At 63.4% G+C, this 11,386-nt stretch carries 10 protein-coding genes and 1 pseudogene; 7 read left to right on the forward strand and 4 right to left on the reverse strand.

Annotated features, from left to right (window positions below):
• The coding region (locus tag GIW79_RS28670; RefSeq protein WP_236477461.1) for a LysR family transcriptional regulator at positions 1–837 on the reverse strand (837 nt) is incomplete at its 3' end.
• A gap of 205 nt (positions 838–1,042) precedes the next feature.
• Between GIW79_RS28670 and GIW79_RS28675 the strand changes: the two genes are divergently transcribed.
• Together GIW79_RS28675 and GIW79_RS28680 are read left to right on the forward strand one after the other, a co-directional pair.
• A complete protein-coding gene (locus tag GIW79_RS28675; protein WP_034127392.1) occupies positions 1,043–1,441 on the forward strand; it encodes a helix-turn-helix domain-containing protein in 399 nt (132 codons plus the stop codon).
• A 58-nt stretch (positions 1,442–1,499) separates the two neighbouring features.
• Complete coding sequence (locus GIW79_RS28680) at positions 1,500–4,262, forward strand: ATP-binding protein (RefSeq protein ID WP_236455377.1); 2,763 nt, start codon at positions 1,500–1,502, stop codon at positions 4,260–4,262.
• On the opposite strand, the gene GIW79_RS28685 is transcribed toward GIW79_RS28680, so the two are convergent.
• Together GIW79_RS28685 and GIW79_RS28690 are read right to left on the reverse strand one after the other, a co-directional pair.
• Positions 4,209–5,663 (reverse strand): winged helix-turn-helix domain-containing protein, encoded by a 1,455-nt coding sequence (locus tag GIW79_RS28685; protein ID WP_236455378.1) that lies wholly within the window; start codon positions 5,661–5,663, stop codon positions 4,209–4,211. The genes GIW79_RS28680 and GIW79_RS28685 overlap by 54 nt on opposite strands.
• 150 nt (positions 5,664–5,813) lie before the next feature.
• Positions 5,814–6,764, reverse strand: a complete 951-nt coding sequence (locus GIW79_RS28690) for a GlxA family transcriptional regulator (RefSeq protein WP_236455380.1) — start codon at positions 6,762–6,764, stop codon at positions 5,814–5,816.
• Between the two features lie 182 nt (positions 6,765–6,946).
• Here GIW79_RS28690 and GIW79_RS28695 point away from each other — a divergent pair, with 182 nt between their 5' ends.
• The gene (locus GIW79_RS28695) at positions 6,947–7,669 is read left to right on the forward strand and encodes a pirin family protein (protein ID WP_034127388.1); all 723 of its coding nucleotides are present in this window, start codon (positions 6,947–6,949) and stop codon (positions 7,667–7,669) included.
• A gap of 145 nt (positions 7,670–7,814) precedes the next feature.
• Complete coding sequence (locus GIW79_RS28700; RefSeq protein ID WP_236455382.1) at positions 7,815–8,201, forward strand: hypothetical protein; 387 nt, start codon at positions 7,815–7,817, stop codon at positions 8,199–8,201.
• A gap of 109 nt (positions 8,202–8,310) precedes the next feature.
• Here the strand turns inward: GIW79_RS28700 and GIW79_RS28705 are convergent, their stop codons facing one another.
• Positions 8,311–8,781 (reverse strand): Lrp/AsnC family transcriptional regulator, encoded by a 471-nt coding sequence (locus GIW79_RS28705; RefSeq protein WP_014718112.1) that lies wholly within the window; start codon positions 8,779–8,781, stop codon positions 8,311–8,313.
• Between the two features lie 123 nt (positions 8,782–8,904).
• Between GIW79_RS28705 and GIW79_RS28710 the strand changes: the two genes are divergently transcribed.
• The 3 genes and pseudogenes from GIW79_RS28710 to GIW79_RS28720 form a co-directional block, all read left to right on the forward strand.
• Positions 8,905–10,149 carry a methionine gamma-lyase gene (locus tag GIW79_RS28710; RefSeq protein WP_236455387.1) on the forward strand — a complete coding sequence of 415 codons (1,245 nt, stop codon included), beginning with the start codon at positions 8,905–8,907 and terminating at the stop codon, positions 10,147–10,149.
• 230 nt (positions 10,150–10,379) lie between these two features.
• Entirely contained in the window at positions 10,380–11,039 is a 660-nt protein-coding gene (locus GIW79_RS28715; RefSeq protein ID WP_169922153.1) for a helix-turn-helix domain-containing protein, read from the forward strand.
• A gap of 100 nt (positions 11,040–11,139) precedes the next feature.
• A pseudogene (locus GIW79_RS28720) lies at positions 11,140–11,386 on the forward strand (LuxR C-terminal-related transcriptional regulator); the annotation flags it as partial.

Genomic DNA, 11,386 nt, shown 5'->3' on the forward strand with positions numbered 1-11,386 from the left:
CCCCCCCACCCCCCCCACAGTTCCCGCCCCATCATCCGCAACCGGCGGGCCCCGGGCGCGCGCCCGTGTCCCTTCGGCCGGCCCCCCCGCGGCGTATTCGGCCCCGGCCGCAATAATCTGCCCCCCCGCCAGCAACGCCCGTAACCCGCTGAACTGCGGCACCGCCAGTACCACGCGGCGCGAGCGGCCGATGCGGGCCAGGTCCAGGTCGATATTGCCGCTCAGGTCACCGGAGAACGACACCATTGCATGGGGCCTGGCGCAGTAATCATCCAGGGTCAGCGGCGCCTCGCCGTCATCCCCGCGCAGGACCTTGCAGGGGATATCGCGCAGTTTCTTGCGCTTGGCATTGGCCGGCAGATCGGTGGTGTAGCTGACCCCCACGGAAATTTCACCGCTGGCCAGCAGCGAAGGCATCAACAGGTAATTGGCGCGGCGCACCACCACGATGATGCCTGGCGCTTCTTCGCGCAGGCGGCTGAGTAACGACGGAAACAGCCCGAACTCCGCATCATCGGATAGGCCGATACGAAACACCGCGCAGCTGGTGGAGGGGTCGAAATCCTTGGCGCGGCTGACGGCGCCCGAGATGGTGTCCATGGCAGGTTGCAGCTCCTTGAGTATCGCCAGTGCGCGCGCTGTGGGTTCCATGGCACGGCCGTTACGCAGCAGCAACGGGTCGTCGAACAAATCGCGCAAACGGCCCAGCGCGGCGCTCACTGCCGGTTGGCCGATAAACAGTTTTTCGGCGACTCGGGTCAGGTTTTTCTCGAACATCAAGGCTTCGAAAATCACCAGCAGGTTCATATCGACGCGGCGCAGATCGTTGCGGTTCATGGGCGCTATCCAAACGTTTTCCAGGGGGCCAGGGAAGCATGCACTGCACGCCTGGGATTGCATAGCTGTGCTGTCTTTTCCGGCACCGCACCTGGCGAAATTAACAACGATTAACTCGTCAGCCAGGCGCTCCGGCAACAAGATGAAGCGCGTCTACACTGCACCCATCCACCGGGAACGTTCCCATCGACTGCGGATATTTGTCATGGCCCGACTCGAGCAATATTCCCCCCGGTTGCCCGCCACCGGTGGCCTGTGCCCCCGGCGCGAGCGCATCGCCAAGCAACTGATCCTCGCCAACCTCGGCGAAAGCCTGGCGATCGCCGACCTGGCCCAGGCCTGCGCCTTGTCGCGCAGCCATTTTTCCCGCGCCTTCAAGTGCACCACCGGGCTGTCGCCCCAGGAATGGATTCGCCAGCAACGCATCCAGCGCGCCAAGGAACTGATTACCGGCTCGTCCCTGAGCCTCACCCAGATCAGCCTGGAATGTGGCTTTTGCGACCAGGCGCACTTCTGCCATATGTTCACCCGCAGCGAAGGCGTCAACCCGATGACCTGGCGAAATCACCACTCGCGCAGCAAACCTGATGTGATCGCTGCCTAGTGGTCTGCACGTACCTGGAATATGCTGGTCGCTCCCTTCCTCCAGAACCTGGGCAGCCATGAATGACTTGAGCGACCAGGCCGTGCATTTCGGCCCCTACCGCATCCACCCGCGCCAGCGCCTGGTGCTGGAGGCCGGCCGCCCGCTGCGCCTGGGGCGGCGGGCGGTGGACATTCTGCTGATCCTGCTGGAGCACGCCGGCAATGTGGTGAGCAAACAGGAGTTGATCGCAAGGGTCTGGCCCAAAAGCGTGGTGGAAGACGGCAACCTGCGGGTGCACATGGCTGCGTTGCGCAAGGCACTGGGCGACGGGCAGGCCGGGCAGCGCTATATCGTCACGGTCGCCCAGCGCGGCTACAGTTTTGTTGCGCCACTGAGCATCGAACCCATGACGCTGCCCACCGACGGTGCGCCCCAACGCCCCAGCCATAACCTGCCCCTGCGGCGCACGCGCATGATCGGCCGCCAAGCGCTGATCGACGCCCTGGTACAACAACTGCCGCAGCAGCGCTTTATCACCCTGACCGGCGCCGGTGGCATCGGCAAGACCACCGTCGCCCTGCGCGTCGCGGAATTGCTGATCGGGCATTACCGCGACGGTATTCACCTGCTGGACCTGGCGCCGCTCAGTGCCGCGTCCATGATCCTGCCCAACCTGGCCGCCCTGCTCGGCCTGACACCGGGCGAGAATGCCTCCCTGGCCAGCCTCGCCCGCAGCCTGCAGGCACGCCAGATGCTGCTGGTGATCGACAACTGCGAGCACCTGCTCGACGACATCGCCCTGATCAGTGAAACCCTGCTGCGCCATGCACCGCACCTGCACATCCTCACCACCAGCCGCGAAGCCCTGCGCGCCGAAGGTGAATATGTGCAGCGCCTTGAGCCGCTGGCCTGCCCGCCCGCCACCGGCAACCGCGCCCAGGCCCTGGGTTACCCGGCCATGCAATTGCTGATCGAGCGCGCCATGTCCCACCAGGAGAGCTTTGCCCTCAGCGACGCTGAACTGCCCCTGGCGATTGATATCTGCCAGCGCCTGGACGGCATTCCCCTGGCGATCGAACTGGTGGCCGCGCAAATCGAACGGTTTGGCTTGCCGGGCCTGCTGGTGCAGATGGAAGACAACTTTCGGCTGCTGACCCGCGGCCGACGCAGTGCCCTGCCCCGCCAGCAGACCCTGCGCGCCACGCTCGACTGGAGCTTTGACCTGCTCACGGCGTGCGAGCAAATCTGCCTGCGCCGCCTGGCGGTCTTCCGTGGCGGCTTCAGCCTGGTCAGCGCAGCGGCGGTGATCGCCGGGGAGCAAGTGGCCCCCGCCGAAGTGCTGGGCTCCATTACGCAACTGGTGGCCAAGTCGTTGTTGAACGTGGAAGCAAGCGATGACGAGATGGTCTATCGCCTGCTGGACATCACCCGCACCTACGCCCTGGAAAAGCTCAGCCAGGCCTGCGAACTGCATGCCACACGAGAGCGCCACGCTGCACGCTGCCTGGCGCTGATGGAACAGGCCCAGGGCGACTGGGACCTGATCGCCACACAGCCGTGGATCGACCGTTACGCACCGCTGCGCGAAGACGTGCGTGCCGCCCTCGACTGGGGCTTTGCCGATGGCGGTGCGCAGTTGCTGGCTATCCGCCTGACGGTCAGCGCGATGCCGCTGTGGCAAGAGTTGTCGTTGCTGCGTGAGCACGGCGGCTATGTGGACCAGGCGCTGGCGCTGATTGGCCAGGTTACCGCGCCCTGCACGCAATTGACCCTGCAGCTGCAATTGGCCCTGGGCAGCCTCTCCTACCACGCCATGGGCGCCGCACCTCGGACCATTGCGGCATTCGAGGGTGCCGCACGCCTGGCCGAGACAACCCAGGACCTTGGCGGCCAGTTGCGGGCGGTCTCCGGGCTGATGGCGGTGAACCTGTGCGCCGGGCGCTACGGCCCAGCGCAGGCGCTGAGTGTGCAGTTCGAACGCCTCGACCCACGCACCGAGCCGTTGCTGGGCCTTAGCGCGCAGCGGTTGCGTGCGCTGGGCCAGCATTACACCGGCAACCAGACGCTCGCCCGGCACCACGCCGAGCAGGTGCTGCAGCGCATGTCCCAAAGCGGTCACGTCAACCGCTTTGCCCTCGGCGTTGGCGTGCAGTACGACCAGGGCGTTGCCTCCTTGACCGTGCTGGCGCGAATCCTGTGGTTGCAGGGCTTTCCCGAGCGCGCCTGGCGCACCGCCAGTCAGGCGCTGGAGTTGGCGCTACAGATCAACCACGGCACCTCGATCTGCTACACCCTGGCCCTGGCTGGGGTGGTGATCGCCCGCTACAACGGCGCCGAAGATGACGCCCAAGCCCTGCAAAGGCTGCTGCTGGAGCAGTCGCACAAGCATTCTGTGCAGTTGTTCCAGACCTGGGCCGGGCATTACGCCGGTATTCTTGGCCAACCGGATTGGCAGGGCCTGGGCCTGATCCAAGACACCTTGATCACCTTCGGCACCCATGCTGTGGATGTGCCAACCCTGGAACGCGCGCGCAGTGGCGCGGCGGGCTGGTGCGCCCCGGAGATTCTGCGGGTGTACGCCTTGCAGCTAGAGGATGAGCACACCACTGAAACCCTGCTGCTGGAGGCGCTGGGCCTGGCGCACCAGCAAGGCGCCCTGGCCTGGGAGCTGCGCTGCGGCGCAGCCCTGGCGCAACTGTGGCAACAGCAGGGGCGCATTCAGCTCGCCAGGGACTTACTCAGTTCAATCCACGCACGTTTCAGCGAAGGCTTCGCCACTCAGGATCTACTGCGCGTGCGCTGCCTGCTCGACGAGTTGCAGGACAAACGGCCGGCCTGAGAACGCCCCCAGGCAAGGCGCGTAGCCCTGCTGCAAACGCGCGACCTGACGCGGGTCGCGCAGTTGCCCCAAAGCGTAGCTGCGCACACAGTTGAGCAGCCGATAGCGCGCCGGGCCCAGGCCGGGCTCGACGCTCAGCAGCGAGACGTTGACCAGGCGCGCCAGCAGGTAAGAAAGATCGGCATGTTCGAGCTCGGTACCGGTCACCAGGTCACTCAGGGTGGGTAAGGTGACTGCCATCTTGAACAGACTCAATTGCAGAAACAGCCAGCACTCCGGCAGGCTCAAGCGCTCGTAGCTCCAATCCAGGGCCGCGGTCAGTGAGCGATGGCGCTCCACTGCCGTGCGGCGCCCACGGGCCAGCACTTGCAAGCCTGTGCGTACTTGCGTCTGCACACCGCCGATGCCCAACGCATCCACCTGGGCGGCCGCCAATTCCAGGGCCAACGGCAGGCCGTCCAGACGCCGACACAGGTCGCCCAGCGGCGCCAGGTCCTGAGGCCGCAAATCAAACCCCTGCTGATTGGCACGCGCGCGCGCCACGAACAGTTGCACCGCAGGACAGGCCATCGCCTGCTCGACATTGGCCAACGCCTTTGGCGGCGGCACTGCCAGCCGAGGCACGCGCACTATCCACTCGCCAGGGGCCAGCAAGGCTTCGCGACTGGTGATCAGCACGCTGATGCCCGGCGCCGCCTCGCGTAGCGCACGCATCAGTTGTCGACACGCGCCCAGCAGCAGGTCAGCGCCGTCGAGTACCAGCAACACGTGGCGCGAGGCCAGGCGCCGGCCCAGTTCGTTGAGGCTCGCGGGCGTCGAATGCAACTGCAACACCCTGGCCAGGCTACCGAGCAGTTCGCTCGGGGTTTGCACAACGGCCATGTCGACCCACCATACGCCGTCGCGATAACGCGGCAATACCCGCTCGGCCAGGGCCAGGGCCAGCGTGCTCTTGCCAATGCCGGCCACGCCGGTGAGGGTCAATAACCGCTGCACAGGCAACCGTCGCGCCAGCACGCCCACCAGTTCATCTCGCCCCCACACCGGGCTGAGCCGTGCAGCCAGGTTGTGCTGAGGCAGCAGCGTCGGCAGCGCGTCCTGCGCAGGCGCAGCGAAGCAGTAACCGCGCTGGGGGTGATTGAGGATCCAGCGTTGGCCGTCAAGGGCACGACGCAGCGCGGCGATATGCACACGCAGGTTGCTGTCTTCAACGACGCTGTTGGGCCACACCCGTTCGATCAAGGTCGCCTTGCTGACGAAGTGCCCGGGCGCTTCGAGCAGTACTGCGAGAATATCCAAGGCTCGCCCGCCCAGTGGCACCGGCCAGCCCGCCTTGCTGACCAGGCGCTGCTGCCGATGAAAGGTGTAGGGGCCAAAGCTCACCGCCGTACCATTTTGCATGTCCGTCAAAGCGCTGAAACACCCGTGCTTGAGTGCCTGCGCATCCTTTTTCCATGGGCTCGACGCTATCTTGCCAGTTGGCGATGACAGGACAATGCTGGCACGGGGAGCGATACGGACAATCGGGTGCCTGAGACGGACATGGTGTCGTTAACTGAACTGTTGTCGGTATTGGGTAGGGTTCAGCCCGAGCTTTTCGCTGAACAGAAAACGCATATGCCGTACGCTGCCAAAGCCTGCGTGGAAGGCCACGGTCTTGAGCGGCAGGTCGGTGGTTTCCAGCAGGTGCCGGGCCCGGTCGATGCGCGCGCCCTGCAGGAACGCCATGGGCGTCATCTGCACGTCCTTGGCGAACAGCCGCGCGAAGTGGCGCGCGCTCATTCCGGCCAACTCAGCCATGGACTCGATGGTAAAGGGTTGATCCAGATGCGCCAGGACGTGGTTCTGCACGCGGGTGATCGGAGTTTCCTGAGGCGCCACGGCGGCAGTCATCGGGCTGAACTGGGCCTGGCCGCCCTGGCGCTTCATCACCACCAGCAGCACTTTGGCCACATCCACCGCCACTTGCTTGCCATGGTCTTGGGCCACGACCGACAGGGCCAGGTCGATACCCGCAGTGACGCCGCCAGAGGTAATCAGGCGCCCGTCCTGCAAATAGATGCGATCGGTCTCGACGATGGCGCCGGGAAACGCCTTGATCAACCGCTCGGTGTAGTGCCAATGGGTGGTCACGCGGTGCCCGTCGAGCAAACCTGCGTGGCCGAGCACAAAAGCGCCGGTGCAGATCGAGCCAAAACGCCGAGCCCGTGGCGCCGCAGCTTTGAGCCAGGGCAACAACGCGGGGTGGCATTCGTTATAGGCGCCGGGGCCGCCCGGCACCAACAGCAGGTCATAAGCCGCGTGGGCCTGTTCCAACAGCAGGTCGGTCTGCACGCTCACGCCATTGGAGGCCTGCAACGGACCGGGCTCAGTGCCGATGGTCAGGATCTGGTAGTGGTCGGCCGCCGGCAGGTAGCGGTTGGCAATCGAAAACACTTCCAGCGGCCCGGCCATGTCGAGCAGCAGGAAGTCCGGGAACAGCGCCATGGCCACGGTTTTCATAAGCGGGAAATGTCCATCGAGAAGGAGTGCGACGGGCATTATGGCACGACTTTAACTGTCAACTTCAAAGAGACAGTTATTCTATTTTCATCTTCTTAATCAATCATTCGTTAACCATTAACCTTCTTCTCAACGCAAGCGCTCTGCATCTCGCAGCCCGCGCTCACTTGAGGACTGAACCCATGCTGACCCTTCGCAAAGCTTCCGAACGCGGCGCCGCCAATCACGGTTGGTTGAAGTCGTTCCACACCTTCTCTTTCGCCAACTACTGGAACCCCAAGGAACAGGGTTTTTCCGACCTGCTGGTGATCAACGACGACCGCGTCGCCGCAGGCAAAGGCTTCGGCCAGCACCCGCACCGTGACATGGAGATCTTCTCCTACGTGCTCGAAGGCGCGCTGGAACACAAGGACACCCTGGGCACCGGCTCGGTGATCCGCCCCGGCGATGTGCAACTGATGAGCGCGGGCAGCGGCGTAGCCCACAGTGAGTTCAACCACAGCCAGCGTCATGGCGTGCACTTCCTGCAAATCTGGATCGTGCCCAACGAAGCAGGCGCCAAGCCGCGCTATCAGCAGGAGCACTTCACAGAAGCGCAAAAACGTGGGCGCTTGCAGTTGATCATCTCGCCGGAGGGCGCCAACGGTTCGCTGAAAGTGCGCCAGGACGCACGGGTGTATGCCGGGCTGTTCGACGCTGACGAAAGTGCCCGCCTGGAGCTGGCACCGGATCGCTACGCCTACATCCATGTGGCGCGCGGCAGCGTTGAACTCAACGGCCAGCGCTTGCAGGAAGGCGACGGTGTACGCGTACGGGACGAACGCCAGATCCGCCTGAGCCACGGCGAAGACGCTGAAGTACTGGTGTTTGACCTGCGCCCCAACGAACTGCCGCAAATGCCATGACGGCCGCAGTGATGGTCCCGCCAGCGGGACCATCGTTGGCATCGATAGTCACCATCAGCGCAATGAAGTTCTCTAAAAAAATGCAACGCGTAACATCAAACCCATGCCAAACGGCACCCAACTAAAACACTCGGAGCACATCATCATGAAACGCCAACTCTTGCTTAGCCTCGCTTTCTCGGTACTCGCTGCAAACGCTTTTGCCCACCCGGTTGTCGCTGAAGGCGGCGCGGATCGCCTGATAGAAACCCGTGTTGCCGAAGGTGGCGCGGATCGTCTGCAAGAACGTGGTTTGGCTGAAGGCGGTGCTGATCGTCTGCAGGAACGTGGCCTGGCTGAAGGCGGTGCCGATCGTCTGCAGGAACGTGGCCTGGCTGAAGGCGGTGCCGAGCGTCTGCAGGAACGTGGCCTGGCTGAAGGTGGTGCCGAGCGCCTGCAGGAACGTGGCCTGGCTGAAGGCGGTGCTGATCGTCTGCAGGAACGTGGCCTGGCTGAAGGTGGTGCCGAGCGTCTGCTGAGCACCCACGTATAACCCCGCACTGTTGGCGGGACACCCCAAACCGGCCTGATCAGCCGGTTTTTTTTCGTCTTCGATTTGCCTGGGTATCCACACGATGTCGACTGAAGCGCTAAGCCGTGCCTCAACCCGGCAGCGGAATTACCCGCAGCGGCCTTACCGACTTGTAGGAAAAACTCGAATAGATCTCCTTGACGCAAGGCAAGGTCTGCAAGACCTCTCGGGCAAATTCACCGAACGATTCCAGGTCCTTGGCCACCACTTCCAGCAAAAAATCATAGCGCCCAGAGACGTTATGGCACGCCACAATTTCTGGGATGGCCAACAGACGTTGCTCGAACGCCCGGGCAATTTCCTGGGTGTGGCTTTCCATCATGATGCTGACGAACGCGGTCACCCCGTAGCCCAGTGCCTTGGGCGAGAGAATCGCCTGGTAGCCACTGATCACCCCACTTTCTTCCAGGGTGCGCACCCGACGCCAGCACGGTGAAGTGGTGAGCGCCACCCGCTCGGCCAACTCGGCCACGGTCAGGCGGGCATTGCCCTGCAACGCGTTCAAAAGGGCTTTATCGGTGCGGTCCAGCTTGATGGGCATAACGTGCCTCTAATCATTATTTTTATCGGTGTTTGATCCACAAACGCAGGTTTTTCCGGGCTTTTTTGCAAGGTTCATCCGTGGTTATGAGCATAGCATTGTAGGAAATAAGGAGCGCCCGACATGCACAATAAACACACCACATTCGGCTTTTCCACCCGTGCCATACACCACGGCTATGACGCCCAGGACCACCACGGCGCACTCGTCCCGCCGATCTATCTGTCTGCGACCTTCGCCTTTCCCACCGTCGAATACGGCGCCGCCTGCTTTGCCGGCGAAGCCAGCGGCCACTTCTATACGCGCATTTCCAACCCGACCCTGGCCCTGCTGGAGTCACGCATGGCCAGCCTGGAAAACGGCGAGGCCGCCGTGGCGTTCAGCTCCGGCATGGGCGCGATTGCCGCGACGTTCTGGACTCTGTTGCGCCCGGGCGACGAGATCATCGTCAGCCAGACGCTCTATGGTTGTACGTTCGCCCTGCTGCACCACGGCCTGAGCGAATTCGGCATCAAGGTGCGGCATGTCGACCTGACCGACCTCACCGCCCTGCAAGCAGCGTTCTCCCCGGCCACCCGCATGCTCTACTGCGAGACCCCGGCCAACCCCAACCTGCGCCTGATCGACATCGCCGTCGTGGCCGAACTGGCCCATCAGCAGCCGAATGTCACCGTGGTGGTCGATAACACTTATTGCACCCCCTATCTGCAACGTCCCCTGGAACTGGGCGCCGATGTGGTGGTGCACTCGGCCACCAAATACCTCAGTGGCCACGGCGACATCACCGCAGGCATCGCGGTGAGCAACCAGGCCCTGGCGCAGCGCATTCGCCTGCAAGGGCTCAAGGACCTGACCGGCGCGGTGATGTCGCCCCAAGACGCCGCATTGCTGATGCGCGGCCTCAAGACCCTGGGCCTGCGCATGGACCGCCATTGCAGCAACGCCCAAGCGGTGGCCGAGGCGCTGCAGGCGCACCCTGCGGTGCAGTGGGTAACCTACCCCGGTCTGCGTTCTTTCCCACAATACGAACTGGCAAACCGGCAAATGAAACTGCCCGGCGGCATGATCGCCTTTGAACTCAAGGGCGGCCTCGAAACCGGCCAGCGCTTCATGAACGCACTGCAACTGTTCACCCGCGCAGTCAGCCTGGGAGATGCCGAATCACTGGCCCAACACCCGGCAAGCATGACCCACTCCACCTACACGCCCGAACAACGGGCGCAGCACGGTATCAGCGAGGGGCTGGTGCGTTTGTCGGTGGGGCTTGAAGACGTTGCCGACCTGCTGGCCGATATCCATCAGGCCCTGGCCAAGTGCAGAGCTGCCAACCTGCGGCCCATTGCGACAGCGGCGTATGCGATGAAATAGCGTCCAACCCCATGGGTTATGCGGTGCCTGGGCGGCGGTCGGAAGGATCCGACTGCCGCTCTGCCTGTTTAATGTTTTTTTTTCGCAGATTGGATCCCCCTCCTTTAGCCAGGCTGTACTAGCATGTCAGCGGCGGGACGCACTATCACTGCAGGTTATTCACATTAGTTACCTTCTTAACCCCCGTCGCTATAAGGCCCGATACCTGCACGAAACTCATGGACGAATTGATGAACTCACACCTGTTCCCACAGATAGGCAAGGTCATCGCCAGCACCGGCAGCCGCCATTTCCCACGCATGCTGCATGACCTGATCCTCACCCAATTGGCAGTGGACGCCACCCATATCACCCAATTGCAAGTCAGCCGCGAAGGCCTTGGCCGCCGCAAGATCAGCCCGGTGTACACCGATTCGGCGGCGGCCCTGGGCAGCGAGCAACTCGCCGCACAACTGCACCTCACGCGCCGCAAGGACGATGTGCGCTATGTGCTGTCGGTGTATCGCTCGCACCCGTCCGACAGCTTTTCTGCGCAAGAGCGCAGCATGCTCCAGGACTTCTCCACGCTGTTGCTGCCCATGGTGGAAAAACACATCACCGCGCTGCAGCCATCGCTCCCGGACAGCCCGTGCGCAGTGCCTCAACCCCAGGGCATCGACACCTTGCGCCGACGCATCCAGGAGCGCCTGCTGCAATCGGGGCTGACCTTGTCCAACCGTGAACTGGAAGTGTGCGTAGGCCTGCTGGCCGGGCGCACCGCGCCGGAGTTGGCCGAGCAATTGGCGTTGAAGGTCAACACCATCGAGAGCTACCTCAAGCGTGCGGCGATCAAGTTGGGGATCAGCGGACGGCACTCGTTGTTGCGGTGGATGTACTCGACCGAAGACTAAGATCGTTCCCACGCTCCGCGAGGGAATAAATCCCGTGACGCTCTGCGTCACCGTGGACGCAGAGCGTCCATGGCGGCGTTCCCACGCGGAGTGAGGGAACGATCAACACATCACCGCGCTGCAGCCATCGCTCCCGGACAGCCCGTGCGCAGTGCCTCAACCCCAGGGCATCGACACCTTGCGCCGACGCATCCAGGAGCGCCTGGTGCAATCGGGGCTTACCTTGTCCAACCGTGAACTGGAAGTGTGCGTAGGCCTGCTGGCCGGGCGCACCGCGCCGGAGTTGGCCGAGCAATTGGCGTTGAAGGTCAACACCATCGAGAGCTACCTCAAGCGTGCGGCGATCA

Source organism: Pseudomonas sp. PA-7-1E, from assembly GCF_021605325.1.
GTDB classification, from domain to species: domain Bacteria; phylum Pseudomonadota; class Gammaproteobacteria; order Pseudomonadales; family Pseudomonadaceae; genus Aquipseudomonas; species Aquipseudomonas fluorescens_BV.